At 60.0% G+C, this 17,907-nt stretch carries 18 protein-coding genes and 4 pseudogenes; 14 read left to right on the top strand and 8 right to left on the bottom strand.

Annotation, left to right across the window (positions count from 1 at the left end; all coding sequences use genetic code 11):
• Position 1: 1 nt before the first annotated feature.
• The 3 genes and pseudogenes from dxs to GKE73_RS01125 all read right to left on the bottom strand — a co-directional run bounded on the left by dxs (position 2) and on the right by GKE73_RS01125 (position 3,045).
• A pseudogene (gene dxs / locus GKE73_RS01135) lies at positions 2-1,862 on the bottom strand (1-deoxy-D-xylulose-5-phosphate synthase).
• A gap of 21 nt (positions 1,863-1,883) precedes the next feature.
• A pseudogene (locus tag GKE73_RS01130) lies at positions 1,884-2,783 on the bottom strand (polyprenyl synthetase family protein).
• Positions 2,773-3,045 (bottom strand): exodeoxyribonuclease VII small subunit, encoded by a 273-nt coding sequence (locus GKE73_RS01125; RefSeq protein ID WP_280954674.1) that lies wholly within the window; start codon positions 3,043-3,045, stop codon positions 2,773-2,775. The pseudogene GKE73_RS01130 and the gene GKE73_RS01125 overlap by 11 nt, the downstream one beginning before the upstream one ends.
• A gap of 139 nt (positions 3,046-3,184) precedes the next feature.
• Here GKE73_RS01125 and GKE73_RS01120 point away from each other — a divergent pair.
• From GKE73_RS01120 to GKE73_RS01080, 10 genes and pseudogenes are all read left to right on the top strand, one after another.
• A pseudogene (locus GKE73_RS01120) lies at positions 3,185-4,020 on the top strand (SDR family NAD(P)-dependent oxidoreductase).
• A 77-nt stretch (positions 4,021-4,097) separates the two neighbouring features.
• Positions 4,098-5,855, top strand: a complete 1,758-nt coding sequence (locus tag GKE73_RS01115) for an ABC transporter substrate-binding protein (RefSeq protein WP_245393808.1) — start codon at positions 4,098-4,100, stop codon at positions 5,853-5,855.
• A 10-nt stretch (positions 5,856-5,865) separates the two neighbouring features.
• Positions 5,866-6,387: an ABC transporter permease family protein gene (locus GKE73_RS22040; RefSeq protein WP_280954673.1), complete on the top strand. Its 522-nt coding sequence runs from the start codon at positions 5,866-5,868 to the stop codon at positions 6,385-6,387.
• Positions 6,356-6,805, top strand: coding sequence for an ABC transporter permease (locus GKE73_RS22035; RefSeq protein ID WP_312854332.1), 450 nt, complete (start codon positions 6,356-6,358; stop codon positions 6,803-6,805). Before GKE73_RS22040 ends, GKE73_RS22035 begins: the two co-directional genes overlap by 32 nt.
• Before the next feature lie 8 nt (positions 6,806-6,813).
• Positions 6,814-6,996, top strand: coding sequence for a hypothetical protein (locus tag GKE73_RS01105; protein ID WP_230368749.1), 183 nt, complete (start codon positions 6,814-6,816; stop codon positions 6,994-6,996).
• A gap of 67 nt (positions 6,997-7,063) precedes the next feature.
• The gene (locus GKE73_RS01100) at positions 7,064-7,363 is read left to right on the top strand and encodes a hypothetical protein (RefSeq protein WP_230368748.1); all 300 of its coding nucleotides are present in this window, start codon (positions 7,064-7,066) and stop codon (positions 7,361-7,363) included.
• 1 nt (position 7,364) lies between these two features.
• On the top strand, positions 7,365-7,871 hold the full coding sequence (locus GKE73_RS01095; protein ID WP_230368747.1) for an ABC transporter permease: 507 nt from the start codon (positions 7,365-7,367) through the stop codon (positions 7,869-7,871).
• Positions 7,872-7,875: 4 nt separating this feature from the next.
• A complete protein-coding gene (locus GKE73_RS01090) occupies positions 7,876-8,706 on the top strand; it encodes an ATP-binding cassette domain-containing protein (protein WP_230368746.1) in 831 nt (276 codons plus the stop codon).
• Positions 8,658-9,452, top strand: a complete 795-nt coding sequence (locus tag GKE73_RS01085) for an ATP-binding cassette domain-containing protein (RefSeq protein ID WP_230368745.1) — start codon at positions 8,658-8,660, stop codon at positions 9,450-9,452. The genes GKE73_RS01090 and GKE73_RS01085 overlap by 49 nt, the downstream gene beginning before the upstream one ends.
• Positions 9,419-9,565, top strand: a complete 147-nt coding sequence (locus GKE73_RS01080; protein ID WP_230368744.1) for a hypothetical protein — start codon at positions 9,419-9,421, stop codon at positions 9,563-9,565. The genes GKE73_RS01085 and GKE73_RS01080 overlap by 34 nt, the downstream gene beginning before the upstream one ends.
• 124 nt (positions 9,566-9,689) lie before the next feature.
• Here GKE73_RS01080 and GKE73_RS01075 read toward each other — a convergent pair whose 3' ends face one another.
• Positions 9,690-10,856, bottom strand: coding sequence for a diguanylate cyclase (locus tag GKE73_RS01075; protein WP_230368743.1), 1,167 nt, complete (start codon positions 10,854-10,856; stop codon positions 9,690-9,692).
• A gap of 186 nt (positions 10,857-11,042) precedes the next feature.
• On the opposite strand from GKE73_RS01075, the pseudogene GKE73_RS01070 reads away from it, so the two are divergent.
• The 3 genes and pseudogenes from GKE73_RS01070 (at position 11,043) to GKE73_RS22030 (ending at position 15,440) form a co-directional block, all read left to right on the top strand.
• Positions 11,043-13,861, top strand: a pseudogene (locus GKE73_RS01070) (valine--tRNA ligase).
• A gap of 242 nt (positions 13,862-14,103) precedes the next feature.
• A complete protein-coding gene (locus GKE73_RS01065) occupies positions 14,104-15,249 on the top strand; it encodes a sensor domain-containing diguanylate cyclase (protein ID WP_280954672.1) in 1,146 nt (381 codons plus the stop codon).
• Positions 15,195-15,440 carry a GGDEF domain-containing protein gene (locus GKE73_RS22030; protein WP_312854331.1) on the top strand — a complete coding sequence of 82 codons (246 nt, stop codon included), beginning with the start codon at positions 15,195-15,197 and terminating at the stop codon, positions 15,438-15,440. The genes GKE73_RS01065 and GKE73_RS22030 overlap by 55 nt, the downstream gene beginning before the upstream one ends.
• A gap of 93 nt (positions 15,441-15,533) precedes the next feature.
• Here the strand turns inward: GKE73_RS22030 and GKE73_RS26365 are convergent, their stop codons facing one another.
• The 3 genes from GKE73_RS26365 to GKE73_RS01055 all read right to left on the bottom strand — a co-directional run bounded on the left by GKE73_RS26365 (position 15,534) and on the right by GKE73_RS01055 (position 16,719).
• Positions 15,534-15,662 carry a thioredoxin family protein gene (locus GKE73_RS26365; RefSeq protein ID WP_446686318.1) on the bottom strand — a complete coding sequence of 43 codons (129 nt, stop codon included), beginning with the start codon at positions 15,660-15,662 and terminating at the stop codon, positions 15,534-15,536.
• Positions 15,623-15,967, bottom strand: coding sequence for a thioredoxin domain-containing protein (locus GKE73_RS01060; protein ID WP_446686317.1), 345 nt, complete (start codon positions 15,965-15,967; stop codon positions 15,623-15,625). Before GKE73_RS01060 ends, GKE73_RS26365 begins: the two co-directional genes overlap by 40 nt.
• Before the next feature lie 104 nt (positions 15,968-16,071).
• Positions 16,072-16,719, bottom strand: coding sequence for a class I SAM-dependent methyltransferase (locus GKE73_RS01055; RefSeq protein WP_230368742.1), 648 nt, complete (start codon positions 16,717-16,719; stop codon positions 16,072-16,074).
• A gap of 397 nt (positions 16,720-17,116) precedes the next feature.
• Between GKE73_RS01055 and GKE73_RS01050 the strand changes: the two genes are divergently transcribed.
• Positions 17,117-17,443, top strand: coding sequence for a rhodanese-like domain-containing protein (locus GKE73_RS01050; protein ID WP_230368741.1), 327 nt, complete (start codon positions 17,117-17,119; stop codon positions 17,441-17,443).
• A 285-nt stretch (positions 17,444-17,728) separates the two neighbouring features.
• Here the strand turns inward: GKE73_RS01050 and GKE73_RS22025 are convergent, their stop codons facing one another.
• On the bottom strand, positions 17,729-17,896 hold the full coding sequence (locus GKE73_RS22025) for an FCD domain-containing protein (RefSeq protein WP_376767402.1): 168 nt from the start codon (positions 17,894-17,896) through the stop codon (positions 17,729-17,731).
• Between the last annotated feature and the right edge of the window lie 11 nt (positions 17,897-17,907).

Here is a 17,907-nt window from a genome sequence, read left to right as displayed (position 1 = left end):
TTTAGGCTTGGCGCGGTGGCGCGAGGTAGGCGGTGATGCTCTGCTGGATGCCTAAGCAGCGTTGAGTCCGCAGTCGGCCAGCAATTGCGCCGGGTCGCCATGTTCGACGTAGCTGTCCGGCAGCCCCAGTTGCAATACCGGCGTGCGCAGACGCAGTGCTTGCAAGGCTTCCAGACAGGCCGAACCGGCACCGCCCATGATGACGTTTTCTTCTACCGTGACGATGAACTCATGGCTTTCGGCCAACCTTTGCACCAGTTCCACGTCCAGCGGTTTGACAAAACGCATGTCGGCCACCGTGGCATCCAGCGCTTCGGCTGCTTGCAGGGCGGGCGCCACCATGCTGCCAAAGGCCAGAATGGCGATTTTGCTGCCCTGACGTCGTACCACACCCTTGCCCACCGGCAGGGCAGTCATGTTGGCTTCGATGCTGGCGCCGGGGCCTACGCCGCGCGGGTAGCGTACGGCCGTGGGGCTATCCAGCGTGAAGGCGGTGTAGAGCATCTGGCGGCATTCGTTTTCATCCGATGGCGCCATTACGGTCATGTTGGGGATGCAACGCAAGAAGCTCAGGTCGAAGGCGCCAGCGTGGGTTGGGCCGTCGGCGCCCACCAGCCCGGCGCGGTCGATGGCAAACACCACCGGCAGGTTTTGCAGCGCCACGTCGTGAATCAGCTGGTCGTAGGCGCGTTGCAGAAAGGTGGAGTAGATCGCCACCACCGGTTTGGCACCGTCGCAGGCGAGGCTTACGGCGAAGGTCACCGCGTGCTGTTCGGCAATCGCCACGTCGAAGTAGCGGTCCGGGTGTTCCTGCTCGAAACGCACCAGGCCAGAGCCTTCGCGCATGGCCGGGGTAATGCCTACCAGTCGCGGGTCGAGCTTGGCCATGTCACAGATCCAGTCGCCAAACACCGGGTGTATTGCGGTTTGCCGCTGCCCTTGCTGCCGGAGAGGCCGCTGGCCGGGTCGAACTTGGTGACGCCGTGGTATTTGACCGGGTCGTTTTCGGCCAACTTGTAGCCGTGGCCCTTCTTGGTGACGATGTGCAGGAACTGCGGACCCTTGAGGCTCTTGATGTTCTTGAGCGTATCCACCAGCACGTTCAGGTCGTGGCCGTCGATCGGGCCGATGTAGTTGAAGCCGAACTCTTCAAACAGCGTGCCCGGCGTGAGGAAACCTTTGACATGTTCCTCGACCTTGCTGGCCAGTTCCTTCAGCGGCGGCGCCATGCCCAGCACCTTGCTGGAGCTTTGTTTCATCGCGGCGTAGAAGCGCCCAGACATCAGTTTGGCCAGATAGTTATTGAGCGCACCGACGTTGGGCGAGATCGACATGTCGTTGTCGTTGAGGATCACCAAAAGATCGGTGTCCATGGCGCCAGCGTTGTTCAGGGCTTCAAACGCTTGCCCGGCGGTCATCGCGCCATCGCCAATGATGGCCACACACTTGCGAGCCAGTTTTTGCTGCTTGGCGGCGGCCGCCATGCCCAGTGCGGCGCCGATGGAGGTGGACGAATGGCCCACGCCAAAGGTGTCGTATTCCGATTCTTCGCGCTTGGGGAAACCGGCCAGCCCGCCTTTTTGCCGCATGGTCGACATGCGCTCGCGGCGCCCGGTGAGGATCTTGTGCGGATAGGTCTGGTGCCCGACATCCCATACCAGCCGGTCGTCCGGGGTGTTGAATACGTAGTGCAGGGCGATGGTCAGTTCGATGCTGCCCGGGTTGGAGGCCAGATGGCCGCCGGTCTGGCTGACTGATTGCAACAGGAAGTCGCGCAGTTCCAGCGCCAGCTTGGGGAGATCCTGACGTGGCAATTTGCGCAGGTCGGCGGGGGCGTTGATGGTTTCAAGCAGCGGATACATGGTTGTTGTTCTTTGTGCTGTTTAGAACGAGCGGGCGACGATGTAGTCGGCCAGTTCCTTGAGTCGTTGCGCGGCAGGGCCAAAGCTGTCGAGCGCGGCAAAGGCTTCATCGTGCAGGTCGCGGGCAAACTGCTTGGCTTCGGCCAACCCCATCAGGCTGACGTAGGTAGGTTTGTCGTGCGCGGCATCCTTGCTTAAGCGGTTTTGCCCAGCGTGGCGGTGTCGGCTTCGCAGTCGAGAATATCGTCCACCACCTGAAACGCCAGCCCGATGCGCTTGGCAAAGTGGTCCAGCTGCGCGGTCTGTTCGTCGTTAAGCGGCTGGCTAAGCCATGGCGCCCAGCAGGACCGAGGCACGAATCAGGGCGCCGGTCTTGAGCAGGTGCATGTATTCCAGCTCGGGCAGGCTCAGGCTGATGCCGACACTGGCCAGATCAATGGCCTGACCGCCAGCCATGCAAGCGTGGCCGGACGCCTGAGCCAGCGTGCGCACCATGGCCAGCTGGCGCGCTGGCGCAATACCTTCCAGCGGTACGGTCAGCAGCTCGAACGCCGGGTTTGCAGCGCATCGCCCACCAGCAAGGCGGTGGGTTCGTCGTATTCCACGTGACAGGTCGGCTTGCCGCGGCGCAGCACGTCATCGTCCATGCACGGCATGTCGTCGTGCACCAGCGAGTAGGGCGTGGATCATCTCGACGGCTGAGCCCAGCCGCGCCAGATGCGCAGGGTTGGCCGAAACCAGTTCGTCTACGGCAAAGACCAGCAACGGCCGTACACGCTTGCCACCTTGCAGGGTGCTGTAGCGCATGGCCTGATGCAGCGTCTGCGGCGCGATGTCAGCCGCAGGCAGCAGGGTTTCCAGCGCCGATTCGGTGGTTTGCTGGATGGCGGTCATCCAGCCGATGAAAGCATCATGGGCCATTGGGCAGGTCCAGCGGTTTGAGTTCGTTGTTTTCCAGAATTTTCAGTTGCTGCTCGGCGTCGCTCAGCTTGCTCTGGCAGAACTTGATCAGCTCAATGCCTTGCTTGTAAGAGGTGAGGGCCGTTTCCAGCGGCATGTCGCCGCTTTCCATCGCCTGGATGATGTCCTCCAGCTGGGCCAGTGCCGTTTCAAAGCTGGCCGGGGCTTTGGCGGATTTCGCCATGGCGGTTTCCTTGTGCGGGTTGCGTTGTCCGGGCGCCATTTTAGTCCAAATCGGTGCGCCGTGGAGGCGTTTGCCTGCGGCGTGTTGTGGCGGTGCCGGGGCGAGGTCGCCACCGACGGGTTCTGCGGCGTGTCGCGATGGTGTAGGGTAACGCGTTATTTGCTGTCAGAAAGATGTGATGACTCCTTCCAAGACCATACTGATTACCGGTTGTTCCAGCGGCATCGGCCCGGCGACGGCGCTGGCGCTCAAGGCGGCGGGCTGGCGCGTGTTTGCCAGTTGCCGTCAGGCCGCGGATGTGGCCAGGTTGGCCGAACAAGGGCTGGAAAGCCTGCAGCTGGACGTGCGTGATTCGGCTTCCATCAACGCGGCCTTGGCCGAGGTGCTGGCGCGTAGTGGCGGCACGCTGGATGCGTTGTTCAACAATGCCGGGGTGGGCCAGCCGGGCGCGGTGGAAGATATTCGCCGCGAGGTGATGCGCGATCAGTTTGAGGTCAACCTGTTTGGTGCCCGGGAATTGACCAATGCCGTGTTGCCGGTGATGCGCCGTCAGGGGCATGGACGGATTCTGTTCAATAGCTCCATTCTCGGGTTTGCCGCGATGAAGTGGCGTGGTGCCTACAACGCCAGCAAGTACGCAATGGAAGGCCTGTGCGACACGTTGCGGCTGGAACTGGCGGGCAGCGGCATTCATGTGTCGCTGGTGGAGCCTGGGCCGATCGAAAGCCGCTTCCGCCCCAATGCGCTGGAGCGGTTTGTGCAGCACGTGTATATCGAGCATAGCGTGCACCGCGACATGTATCAGCGTCAGCTGCAACGCTTGAAAAAGGTTGGGCATGCCGCGCCGTTTACCCTGCTTAAGCCAGCGCCGTGGCCAATACCGTGCTCAAGGCGCTGACCTGCTCGCGCCCGGCACCGCGCTACCGGGTAACGTTTCCCACGCACCTGTTCTGGTTTCTCAAGCGGATATTGCCCACCCGCTGGTTTGACAAAGCCACCGGTGCGGCCGCCTGAATCTCGCCGGGTCTTGCTAGAATGCGCACAGTAACCGACAGGGAGGAGAGCCAGTGAGCGGATGGAAGGGCAGAGTGTTGAGCAGCGCGCTGTTGCTGACGTTAAGCACCGCTGCGCTCGCGGCGGATGCGCACAAGGTGCTGCGTGTGGCGTTCAGCGCGCCGGAAACCGGCTTTGATCCGGCCAAGGTGTCGGATGTGTATTCGTCGGCCGTGACGGAAAGCGTGTTCGATACCTTGCTCGGCTACGACTATCTCGCCCGCCCGGCCCGGCTGGTGCCTAATGTGCTCACTGCCATGCCGGAGGTGAGTGCCGATGGCAAGGTGTATACCTTTCACCTGCAACGTGGCATCCACTTTGCGCCCGACCCGGTGTTCAAAGGCAAAAAGCGCGAACTGACCGCGGCGGATTTTGCCTACAGCATCAAGCGGCTGGCCGACCCGGCCGTTGGCTCTCCCTCCAGCTATCTGGTGACCGGCAAGTTTGTTGGTCTGGATGCGCTGGTGAAGAAAGCCAAGGGGCGGCTGGATTACAACGCGCCGGTTGCCGGGATTGCCACGCCAGACCGCTACACCCTGCGCCTGACGCTGACGGCGCCACAACCGGCCTTGCCCTATATCCCGGCCATGCCAACGCTGGGCGCCGTGGCACGCGAGGTGATCGAGGCGTATGGCAACAACACGCACGCGCACCCGGTGGGCACCGGGCCTTACATGCTGCGTGAATGGAAGCCGGGCAACCACATTTCGCTGGTGGCCAACCCCAACTTCCGCAAGGTGGTGTTCCATTACCGCCCCGGCGCCGACCCGCTGGACCAGCGCATCGCCCGCGAGATGAACGGCAAGACCATGCCGCAGATCGGCCGGGTGGAAATTTCGGTGATTCAGGAAGAACAGCCAATGTGGCTGGCGTTCCGCAGTGGTGATCTGGACATGGGTGGCATCCCGCAACCGGTGGTGCGGCAGGCGCTGATTCTCGACCCGAAAAACCCGTGGCGCGTGGCGTTGAAACCGGCCTTGCAGCAAAAAGGGGTGCGTCTGTTGCGCTCGCTGGATGAAGAAATCACCTATTTCCCGTTCAACATGCAAGACCCGGTGGTGGGCGGCTACGGCAAGGACAAGATCGCGCTGCGCCGCGCCATTGCCATGGCGTTCAATACCGATGACACCATCCTCAATATTCGTCGCAATCAGGCGGTCAAGGCGCAGTATCTGATCCCGGATAACGTCGCTGGCCACAATCCGCGTTTCCGCGCCGCCGTGCCGTATAACCCGGCGCTGGCCAATGCGCTGCTGGATCGTTTCGGTTATCGCTTCGGGCCGGATGGCAAGCGCCGTCAGCCGGATGGCCGCCCGCTGGTGGTGGATTTCATTACCGGCCCCACCGCCGTGGACAAGCAGTGGAACGAATACTGGCAACAGGCGTTTGACGCTATCAAGGTGCGTGTCAATTTCCGCGTGATGCAGTGGAACGAACAGGGCAAGACGCTGCGTGATTGCCAGTACGGCATGGCCGGTGCGGCGTGGCTGGCCGACTACCCGGATGGCGACAACTTCGTGCAGCTGCTGTATGGCAAGAACGTGGGCGATTCCAATCTGGCCTGCTACCGTTCGCCGCGCTTTGACAAACTGTACGAAGCCGCCGCCCGCGCCCCAGACGGCTCGGCGCGCAACCAGCTGTATGACCAGATGAACAAGGTGTTCATGGCCGATACGCCGTGGGTGCTGGGCGAAACCCGGTTCCGCAATCTGCTGGTACAACGCTGGGTGCAGGGCGCCAAGCCGCATCCGCAGTTGATGAGCATGTGGCGTTATCTGGATATTGTTGGCCGATGAAGGGAAAACGATGCTGGCTTATCTGATTCGCCGTGTGCTGCAGATGATTCCCACCCTGCTGGGGGTCATGCTGCTGGTGTTTACCCTGTTCACGCTGGTGGGCGGCGACCCGTCCTACATTCTGGCGGGCAAGCATCTTACCGCGGATGTGCTGGCCAATATCCGCAGTCAGCTGGGGCTGGATAAAAGCCTGCCCGAGCAGTTCCTGATCTTTGTGCATCAGGTGCTGACGCTGGACTTTGGCACCTCCTGGTCCACCCAGCAACCGGTGGCCGAGATTCTGTCCTCGCGCATTGGCCCGTCGCTGACCTTGACCGGGTCGTTGCTGCTGGTGGATTTGCTGGTGGCCATTCCACTGGCCGCGCTGGTGGCTTATTACCGTGGCGGGCTGACCGACCGCATCGTCACCATCGTCTGCACGGTAGCGATGTCGATCAGCGCGCTGGTATACATCATCGCTAAGCCAATATTTTCTGGCTTACCAGCTGGGCTGGTTTCCGGTGCGCGGCTGGAGCGATTCGTTCTGGACTAATCTGCTGGTGTACGTGCCGCTACCGTTGCTGCTGGGCCTCTTGGTGTCGCTGGGGCCAGACATCCGTTTTTATCGCACCTTCTTTGTCGAGGAAATGGGGCAGGACTATGTGCGTACGGCGCGTGCCAAGGGGTTGGCCGAAAGCCGGGTCATGCTCAAGCACGTGCTGCGCAATGCGCTGATTCCGGTGGTTACCACGGTGATGATGTCATTGCCGTATCTAATGATCGGCGCGCTGGTGCTGGAAAACTTTTTTGGCATTCCCGGCATGGGCAATGAGGTGGTCATGGCGGTCAACAAGAGCGATTTCCCGGTGATCAAGGCGATTACCCTCTACATTGCCATGGCCACCATGGTGTTCAACCTTCTGGCGGATCTGGTCTACAAGCTGATCGATCCGCGCGTGGAACTGCGTTAGGAACTGTCATGACGACTGCCGTATCAAGCCCGCATGCGTCGCCCACACCCTCGCGCAGTTTGTGGGGGCAGGGCTGGCAACGGTTGAAGCGTAACCGTGTGGGCTGGCTGTCCCTGTGGGTGGTGGTGGCGTATCTGCTGCTGGCGATTGCTGGTTCAATCTGGTGGGCGAACGCTGGACCGACGAAGTAGCGGTGCCTTACGCGCCGCCGTCGTGGTGGACGCCGCCCGCCGACGAACAGTTGCCGCTTAAGCCGCTATGCTTTCGGCCAACCCTGTGGTCAGTGGCCCGATTGTGACGCTGTCCCCGACGGAAGACCCCATCGGCCGGGAGTTGGCCGAAGCGCAGCAACAGGCTGGGCGCTATCAGGTCAATGCCGCTCCCAAGGCCAGTAGCTTGCCGCTAGGGGCTGACTTGCGTGGCCGCGACGTGATCGCCAAGACGTTCAAGGGTACGTCTACCTCGATTTTTGTCGGCATCTTTGGTGCGCTGTTTTCGCTCAGTATCGGCTGCTTGCTGGGGGCGCTGTCCGGCTATTTCGGCGGCTTAGCTGGATGACTTGCTCAACTGGTTTTACAGCGTTTTTACCTCGGTGCCGGACATGCTGTTGCTGCTGTCGTTTGCCGCCGTTTCCGGGCGTGGCATTACCACCATCATTCTGGTGATGGCACTGACCAGCTGGACCGGCACCTACCGGCTGGTGCGCGCCGAATACCTGAAACTGAAAAGCCGCGAATACGTACAGGCGGCCGACGCCATCGGCGCCAGCAATGCCCGGCGCATGTTCGTGCATATCCTGCCCAATCTTTCCCACCTGTTGCTGGTGCAGTTTTCCCTGCTCACCGTCGGGCTGATCAAGTACGAGGCCATCCTGTCCTTCCTCGGCTTTGGTGTTGGCGTGCGGCAAGTCAGCCTCGGTTCCATGTTGGCCGAAACCCCGTCCGAACTGGTACAGGGCTACTGGTGGCAGATGCTGGCGGTAACCCTGTCGATGTCGCTGCTGGTGACGGCTTTCAGTCTGCTGGTGGATGCGCTGCGTGACGCGCTCGACCCCAAGGTGAGGTGATTGCATGACCACGACCAGCGCACCCAGCCTGCTTTCCATCCGTAACCTGACCGTCGGCTTCTGGCAGGAGGGCGGCCAGCTTTCCCCCGCGCTCAAAGGCATCAGTCTGGAGGTTCCGGCCAATCGTACCGTGGCGCTGGTGGGCGAATCCGGCTCCGGCAAGTCGGTAACGGCGATGTCCATCCTGCAGCTGCTGCCAGCCGGTGCGGCCTACATCGACCCGCACAGCGAAATCCTGCTGGAGGGTCGTAACCTGCTGCGCGAGTCGGCGGCCAGCCTGCGGCGCGTGCGTGGCAAGGATATCGCCATGGTGTTTCAGGAACCGATGAGTTCGCTCAACCCGGTGTTCAGCGTGGGCGACCAAATTGCGGAAACCCTGATGTTGCATGCCAGCCTGACCCGGCGCGCCGCCCGGCAGCGCGTACTGGCATTGTTGGCCGAAGTCGGCCTGCCCGAGCCGGAGAAAAAGGCGCGCGCCTATCCGCATCAGCTGTCCGGTGGCCAGCAGCAGCGGGTGATGATTGCCATGGCGATTGCCTGCGAGCCGAAGCTGCTGATTGCCGATGAACCCACCACCGCGCTGGACGTGACCATCCAGCAACAAATCCTGCAGTTGCTGGCCGACCTGCAAAAGAAGCGTGGCATGTCGGTGTTGTTCATCACCCATGACCCGGGCGTGGTTGGCGAGTTTGCCGATGATGTAGTGGTGATGCGCCATGGCGAGATTCGCGAGGCCCGGTCGCGCAGATTTTCAGCGCACCGCAGGATGCCTACACCAAGGCGCTGTTGGCGTGTCGGCCACCACTGGAGCGCCGCCCGGCGCGGCTGGCGGTGATCGACGACTTCATGCGTCCCGACGGCTACACCGAACCTGCCGAACGCCCACGCGGCTACCGTGCCGACGACGAAATCGTGCTGGACGTCAAAGGCTTGAGCAAAACCTTTGATGTGCGCCACGGCCTGTTTGGCTCGCGGCCATTTCATGCGGTCAAGGACGTGTCGTTCCAGCTGGCGCGCGGCCGCACGCTGGGCATTGTCGGCGAATCCGGTTCTGGCAAGACCACGGTGGGGCTGACGCTGGTGCGCTTGCATCAGGCCAGCACCGGGCAGGCGCTGTTTGACGGTCAGGACATTCTGGCCATGAACGCGCGCCAGTTTCATCCCTACAAGCGCCGTTTGCAGATCATTTTCCAGAACCCGTACGCCTCGCTCAATCCGCGTTTTACCGTGGAGCAGATCCTTACCGAGCCGATGCAGTTGCACGGCATCGGTAACGACGCGGGCGCACGGATCAAGCTGGCGCGCGATTGGCTGGACCGGGTAGGGCTACCCGCCAGCGCGCTGCAGCGTTATCCGCACGAGTTCTCCGGTGGCCAGCGCCAGCGCATTGCCATCGCGCGCTGCCTCACCTTGCAACCGGAGGTATTGATTTGCGATGAATCGGTCTCGGCGCTGGATGTGTCGGTACAGGCGCAAGTGCTCAACCTGCTACAAGACTTGCAGGATGAGTTCCGACTGTCTTATCTGTTCATCTCGCACGACCGGCCGTGGTCAAGCATATTTCCGATCAGGTGCTGGTGATGCATCAGGGGCAGGTGGTGGAGCAGGCCGATGCCGATACGCTGTATCGCCAGCCACAGGCCGACTACACCCGGCAGCTGCTGGCCGCCATTCCACGCGGCTGGCGCGGTTAACGGCAAGGTTGGCCGAAAAGCACAAGGGCGGCCATGGCCGCCCTTGTCACATCAATACCGTCTTGTGCGTCAATCGACCCAAACCTGATTGCGGCCATGGGTCTTGGCTTTGTACAGGCGCTCATCAGCCAGTTTGAGCAGGTCGCGCACGTCCTTGTCCAGCCCTGCTGCCATGCCGGCCGCTGACGGTAAAACGCAAGTCGCCTTTTTCCTGCAGGCGGACTTGTGCTGCCACTTCCCGACGTAATTCTTCCAGCCGCTGCGCCAGCGGATGCAACGGGTCACGTTCCATCACCACGACAAATTCCTCGCCACCAAAGCGGGCGATCAGGGAACCCGGGAAATGGCGCAGGGTGTCGGCGACCTGACAGATCACCATGTCGCCCACGTCGTGGCCAAAGGTGTCGTTGATCTGCTTGAAATGGTCGATGTCCAGCATGCCAATGCCAAAATCGCCACGCATTTTCTGTACTTCTTCAAAGAAGTGGCGACGATTGGACAGGCCCGTCAGCGGGTCGGCGTGGGCGATATGTTCCAGCGTGGCCGGTTTTCCACGAACTCCACGTTGCGCGTGACCCGGCAGATGAATTCTTCGTAACTGAACGGTTTTTGCAGGTAATCGTCCGCGCCACTTGAGGAAGCGCGGGGTCAGATCCGGGCTGCCCGAGCCGGAAATGCCAACGATGGCAATGCGGTTGGGGCCGGTAAAGCGCCGGATGGTGCTGGTCATCTGGATGCCGTCGATGTCCGGCATGTTGTAGTCGGCCAGAACCAGGCTGATGCTGGGGTCTTCATGCAAGGCGCGCAGTGCCTCTTCGGCGTTGCTGGCCATGCGTGTGCGATAGCAATGGCGGTGCAGGTAGCTGCACAACTCGCCGCGCGCCGCTTGCGAGTCATCCACCACCAGTACGCAAATTTCCGGGTTGCGATAAATCCGGCGCAGCAGACGCGAGAGATATTCCGGCGCCGAGGGGCTTTCCTTGGGGATGTAGTCCACCACAGGGCGTTGCAGGATGGTGTGATGGATGTTGGCGTGCTGACGCGAGGTCATCACGATAGTGGGGATGCCTTGTTGCAGCACCCACTCCAGCGCTTCCCCGTCAGTGGCGTCGGGCAAGCAATAGTCGGCTACTGCCACGCTGAACTGTGGGTTGTCGGCAAACGCTTGCTGGGCTTCGGCAAAGGTCATCGCTGCCACGGCTTCAAACCCCTGTTCCTCCGCCATGCGGCATAGCGGACGGATCAGCGTGGAGCTGTCTTCAATAATAAGAGCGCGTTTCAGGAGCGACATGGGAGACCGTTGTTATTAATGTTGTTCGTGCATTCCGGGTAGCGACGCGTTTTGGTAAATTCATTTAGCATAACCTGTTGATTGGATTATGCCAATTGCCCGTCGTCGCAGATGCCGCCCGGCAGGCGGATGGGATGCGCTATAATCATACCCATTTTTTACCTTGCAAAAAATCGAAACCGCATCATGGAACTTGCCAAGAGCTTTGAACCGGGCGACATCGAACGCCGCTGGTATGACCAATGGGAGCAGGCTGGGTATTTCCAGCCGCACATGGATTCCACCCGCCCAGCGTTCTGTATCCAGTTGCCGCCGCCCAACGTTACCGGCACGCTGCACATGGGCCATGCCTTCAACCAGACCATCATGGATGGCCTGACTCGTTACTATCGCATGAAGGGCGATAACACCGTGTGGATTCCGGGGACGGACCACGCCGGTATCGCGACGCAGATCGTGGTCGAGCGCCAGTTGGCCGAACAGGGTGTCAGCCTAAGCATGATCTCGGGCGCGAAGCCTTTATCGGCAAGGTGTGGGAGTGGAAGGAAAAATCCGGTGGCACCATTACCAGCCAGATGCGCCGCGTCGGCTGCTCGGTGGACTGGAGCCGCGAATACTTCACCATGGATAGCACCCGCGCCGAAGTGGTGAGCGAGGTGTTTGTCCGCCTGTTCGAGCAAGGGCTGATCTATCGCGGCAAGCGTCTGGTCAACTGGGACCCGAAACTGGGGACGGCCGTATCCGACCCGGAAGTGGTGTCGGAAGAAGAAGACGGCCACATGTGGCATATCCGCTACCCGGTGGTTGGTAGCGACGAAACGGTGGTCGTTGCCACCACCCGTCCGGAAACCCTGCTGGGTGACGTGGCCGTTGCCATCAATCCCAACGATGAACGCTATCAGCATCTGCTGGGCAAAATGCTGGAACTGCCGCTTACTGGCCGCCAGATCCCGGTGATTGCCGATGATTACGTCGATGCCGCCTTTGGCACCGGTTTCGTCAAGATTACCCCGGCGCACGACTTCAACGACTATCAGGTCGGCAAGCGCCACAATACCGCGCTGATCAACGTCATGAGCCTGCAAGCCACCATGCTGGCCAAGGCACAAGTGTTTGGTTTCGACGGCTCGGTGCAAGGTACGATCGACCTGCCAGCGGCATATGCCAAACCTGACCACGGCCGAAGCGCGCAAAGCCATGGTGGCCGACTTGCAGGCACAGGGCCTGCTGGTTGAGGTGAAACCGCACAAGCTGATGGTGCCGCGTGGCGACCGTACCGGTTCGGTCATCGAACCGCTGCTCACGGACCAATGGTTCGTGGCCATGACCAAAGTGGGTGAGGGCGATGCCACGGGCAAATCCATCACGCAAAAAGCCATTGACGCGGTGGAATCCGGTCAGGTGCGTTTCATCCCGGAAAACTGGGTCAATACCTATAACCAGTGGATGAACAACATTCAGGACTGGTGTATCAGCCGCCAGCTGTGGTGGGGCCACCAGATTCCGGCGTGGTACGACGAAGACGGCAAGGTATACGTTGGCCGAACTCTGGAAGAAGTCCAGGCCAAGGCACCGGGCAAGACCCTGCGCCGTGACGATGATGTGCTGGATACCTGGTTCAGCTCGGCGCTGGTGCCGTTCTCCACGCTGGGTTGGCCGAACGATACCCCCGAGCTGCGTGCTTTCGTACCGTCGCAAGTGCTGGTAACCGGCTACGAAATCATCTTCTTCTGGGTGGCGCGCATGATCATGATGACTACCCACTTCACCGGCAAAGTGCCGTTCCGCGATGTCTACATCCACGGCATCGTGCGCGATCACGAAGGCAAGAAGATGTCCAAGTCCGAGGGCAACGTGATCGACCCGGTGGACCTGATCGACGGTATCGACCTGCCGCGTCTGGTGGAAAAACGTACCACCGGCCTGCGTCGCCCGGAAAAGGCGCCGCAGATCAAGAAAGCCACGGAAAAGCTGTTCCCGGATGGCATCCCGGCCTATGGCACCGATGCGCTGCGCTTTACCATGGCCAGCTATGCCAGCCTGGGGCGTTCGGTCAACTTCGACTTCAAGCGTGCCGAAGGTTATCGCAACTTCTGCAACAAGCTGTGGAACGCCACCCGTTTTGTCATGATGAACGTGGAAGGCAAAGACTGCGGTCAGGATGAAACCCTGCCGCTGGAGTACAGCTTTGTCGATAAATGGATTATTGGCCTGCTGCAACAGACCGAAGCGGACGTGACCCACGCGCTGGAAACCTACCGTTTCGACTTGGCCGCACAAACGCTGTATGAGTTCATCTGGAACGAATACTGCGACTGGTATGTCGAACTGGCCAAAGTACAGCTGCAAACCGGTAACGAGGCACAGCAACGCGCCACCCGCCGCACCATCGTGCGCGTGCTGGAAGTGGCGCTGCGCCTGACGCATCCGATCATGCCGTTCATCACCGAAGAGTTGTGGCAAACCGTGGCGCCGCTTGCCAATGCCAAGCATACCGACTCCATCATGATGGCTGCCGGCCGGTGGCGCAGAGCGACAAGATCGATGCCGAAGCCAACGCGCGCATGGCCGCCTTCAAGGACATGGTCAACGCGGTGCGCAACCTGCGTGGTGAAATGGGCATCGGCCCGGCCGTCAAGGCGCCGCTGTTTATCGAAACCGCTGATGCCACCGTGGCTGACTTCGTGCCGTACCTGAAGTTGCTGGCCCGCCTGACCGAAGGCTCCATCGTTGCCAAATTGCCGGAAGACGATGCACCGGTGGCGATCAGCGGCAACGCCCGCCTGATGCTGAAGGTGGAAGTCGACAAAGCCGCTGAAACCGCACGCCTGACCAAGGAGCAGGGTAAGGTCGAAGCGGAACTGGCCAAGCTGACCGCCAAACTGGAAAAACCGGGCTATGTCGACAAAGCCCCGGCGCACTTGGTGGAACGCGACAAGGCGCAGTTGGCCGAACTGCATGACAAGCTGGAGAAGGTTAAGGGACAGTTGGCAAAACTGGCCTGATGATCTGGGTAAAAAGGCAGGGTTTCCTGCCTTTTTATTTGCCCATGATGATGACATTGTCGTTATTTGTTTTGGCGGTTTTCGGGGTAGGCGTTAGTCAGGTGTTGCCGACCGGTTTAAGTAGCCAACCAGCTGGTTGTGGCCCGTGTGTTTTGGGTTACCGTGGTAGTTGGAAAATTACACGTGCTCACGTCATTATTCGTGTAACATTTTTTCACCGGTAACCTCGAGTGCATGTCGCCATGACCGTGTCGCCCAACGCCCTGTTACCTCGGCCGGATTCCTCTGAATTCATCGAGAAACTCTCGCAAGACGAGATTGATGGCTTGCTGCAGCATATGCTCAGTGGGGTTGCCTACTGCCGCATGATTTTTCATGACGATCAGCCCTATGATGTGCTGTGCCTGTATACCAATCCGGCGTTTCATCGGCTTACCGGTCTGGATGGTGTGGTGGGCAAATACATCAGCGAGATTTTCCCGGATATTCGCACTTCGCACGCCTCATTGCTGGAAACCTATGGCCGGGTGTCGCAAGGCGGCAAGCCGGAAGTCTTTGAGCTGTTTTCCGAAACGCTGGGGCAGTGGTTTTCTGTTGCCGCCTATTCGCCCAAAGCCGGGCACTTCATCTCCCTGTTCGACGTCATCACCAAGCGCAAGAACGCCGAGGCGGCGCTGCACGAACGCGCTACGCAGCTGCAGTTTGTGCTGGAAGGGGCCGAGCTGGGGTTTTGGGACTGGAACATTGCAACGGGTGAGGTCGACCGTAACGAGCAATGGGCGATCATGCTTGGCTACACCTACGAAGAAATCCGTCATACCACTCAGCAATGGTCTGATTTTGTTCATCCGGAAGACCGGGCACGCGCACGGGCATCCATTCTGAATGCCATCGAAGGCTATTCTTCCGCCCACAAGCTGGAGTACCGCATGCTGCATAAGGACGGCAGCATTCGCTGGATACTTGATCAGGCCAAAGTGATGCAGCGCGACGAGCTTGGGCGGGCGACGCGCATGTGTGGCACCCATACCGATGTGACCGAGCGCAAGCTGATGGAGCAGGAGCTGGTTCGACAGGCCCACATCGACTACCTGACCGGCATGTACAACCGGCGGCATTTCATGGAACGTGCCGAGCAGGAGTTGCACCGCGCCGCCCGCTATGACAACCAGCTGTCCATGCTGATGCTCGATCTGGACCATTTCAAGAAAATCAACGACGAATACGGCCACAAGGTAGGCGACACCGTGCTGGTGGCGGTCGCCCGGCTGTGTCAGGAAACCTTGCGCTACGAAGATATTCTTGGCTTAAGCTGGGCGGCGAGGAATTTGCCGTGCTGCTGCCGCAAACCGGGCTGTATGCAGCACTGGATGTGGCCGAGCGGATGAGAAAAGTGATTGCCGAAGCGTTACCTTCGCCGGAAAGCGGCATGCCGGTACCCGTCAGCGTATCCATTGGTGTATCCACCATGCGCTCCTCCGATGACACCATCGACGCATTACTGAATCGCGCGGATCGGGCGCTGTATCAGGCCAAAAATTCCGGGCGGAATCAGGTGCGTTTTGCCACCAATGAGTAAGCCGAAAGCGCCATTGCATGCAAACCCGGCCCTGGATGAAAGGGCGGTTTAATCATTCTTTGTGCAAGTTGGCCGAAATGGCGCCAGCAACGGCTAGATCTGGGTCCGTACCCAGCGGACGATGTCTGCTTCTCCCATGGCGCCAGCCCGGCGGGCAATTTCTTTCCCTTGCTTGAATAAAATCAGGGTAGGAATGCTGCGGATGGCAAATCGCTGGGCCAATCCTTGCTCGGCTTCGGTATCGACTTTGGCCGGCGAATACGCGGCTCCAGTGTGGCAGCGGCTTGCGCAAACTGCGGCGCCATCATCTTGCATGGGCCGCACCACGGCGCCCAGAAGTCGACCAGTACCGGAATATCGTTGCGCATGATCATGCGGTCAAAGCTGTGCTGATCCAGTGCGCTGGGCTGACCTTGAAACAGCGGCTGGCTACATTTGCCGCAGCGTGGCTGTTCGGCCAACCTTGATTCGGGAACCCGGTTGATAGCCCGGCAGTGGGGGCAGACGATATGGAGTGGCTCTGACATGGTGGCTCCTCGATGGGTGTCCTATCGCTAAATGTCTGTTGCCGTGCTCGGGCGGCAGCAATACCTCTTGTGGTGAGCTGGCATGCTGCAATCGCCTCGATGGCTCATGGCTTGGCCGCAATCATCCCCACGACCGCCGACTGGCCGCGGTGTCGGCTGCCTTCATCCAGCACTTTTTCGTACGAACGCAAGGTTTCGATCTGGTAATCGGCAAACGCCTGTTGCAGCAATTCTTCGCTATACAGGTTGTCCGGATTGGATGGGCCGCCCGTGCCATACTCCAGCTGTTTGAGGGTGTAGCCCACCAGCAGGATACGCCCGCCGGATTTGCACAGTGCCTTGAGGTCATTGAACTGTTTGGCCCGCTGGCGGGCGTCGGCAAACTGGATGAAGACGGCGATTACCCAGTCATACTGTGCCGTAGGACTTGAAGGCCAGTCTGCGGCGAGGATATCGGCTTTTACATACGAAACCTTCACGCCATGCTGCGCGGCGAGGTGTTCGGCTTTGGCCAGCGCGGTGGGGGAGTATTCCACCGCCGTCACATCCAGCCCTTGTTTTGCCAGCCAGACGGAATTGCGTCCTTCGCCATCAGCGACGCAAATTGCCGTTTCTCCGGCGTTGAAAAGCGGTTGGCAAGAGGCCAGAAATTCATTTGGTTGGGTGCCAAACAGGTAGTCGGCGCCGACGCTTTGGTAGCGTTCTTCCCAGTTAGGTTGTGTTGTTGTGCTGTTCATGATGTGGGTGCGCAAGTGATGTGCGAAGCACGGTGTGTGCTGCAGGTTTTTATCCGGTATTTCAAAGTGTAGCGCAGGCCAGCGATCGCTTGTAGCCGGGGTGCGGCCTGCAAAATGTTAGCCAACCATGCTGGCCGAATCGCCCGGGCCAGCTGATTTATGGCTCGATTATTTTATGCTTATTTATAATATATGAGAAAATAAAATATAGAGCCTATGCCGGTTGGTATCTGGGCCAATTTTTATGGCATGGGGTGACAAAGCAGCCCCCAAAGCCGGTGGGGACGGTGTTTCCCGGTGGCATCAACTCTGCGCTTGCTGGCGTTATCTTACGGTTTTGCTGTGCCGTGACAGGGATTGCATGCGGCCTGCTGGATTGTCCGGTTGAATGCGCTGAAACAATGAGGTGGTCATGCTTGATTTCTTCTGTAGGTTGCTCGGTTTGCCACGGCAGGCGTTGGTGATTCCCGAGGGTTCCATCATTGTCGACGTGCGGGAGCCTGCCGAGTACGCCTCAGGGCATGTTGAGGGGGCAATTAATGTGCCGTTATCGGTGCTCGCCGGTCAGGTGGAATCGCTAAAAAAGCAGGACAAGGTGGTGGTGACTTATTGCCGTTCCGGTATCCGTTCCGCTATTGCCCGGCAACGGCTACTGGCCGGTGGCCTGAAGACGGTGATCAACGGCAAGACCGTGGCGCTGGTCAACCGCGCGTTGCAGGCCTCGCCCCGTCCTGATTAGTGCGGTGGTTGTCGTCGCGTAACGGTGGCGCCCGCCGAGCCGCATGGTGTCTGTGCGTTATTTTTCCGCGTAGCGCGATAGCCATTTTGATGGTGCGCCCGCCTTGTTGTTGGCCAGTTTTCGGCCAACCTGTCCAGTAGTTTCCTGTCAAAACCGGCTATCTCGGCCAGCTTGTTGTCGTGTCGTCCCTGAAGGTTGCCAGAGTTGATAGCCTAAACCCGAATGACAAGTTCCTTTTGCCTCTGACCCCGCCACGGGGGAAGCAGTATTCGGCCAACTACCTGTTTAATGCAGACCGGCGGCGATCAGGTCACGAAACGCCAGATCGAAGTGCGCCTTGAGTGCTTGCTGCGCTGCCTGCGGGTCGCCGTCGGCGATGCTTTCGGCCAACTTGGCATGTACCGCTACTACGGCGGTGCGAGTGTCGGCACTTTGCCGCTGGCGCCAGACCAGCGGATTGGTTT

This window comes from Paludibacterium denitrificans, from assembly GCF_009707705.1.
GTDB classification, from domain to species: domain Bacteria; phylum Pseudomonadota; class Gammaproteobacteria; order Burkholderiales; family Chromobacteriaceae; genus Paludibacterium_A; species Paludibacterium_A denitrificans.
This window is presented reverse-complemented; position numbering and strand designations above follow the sequence as displayed.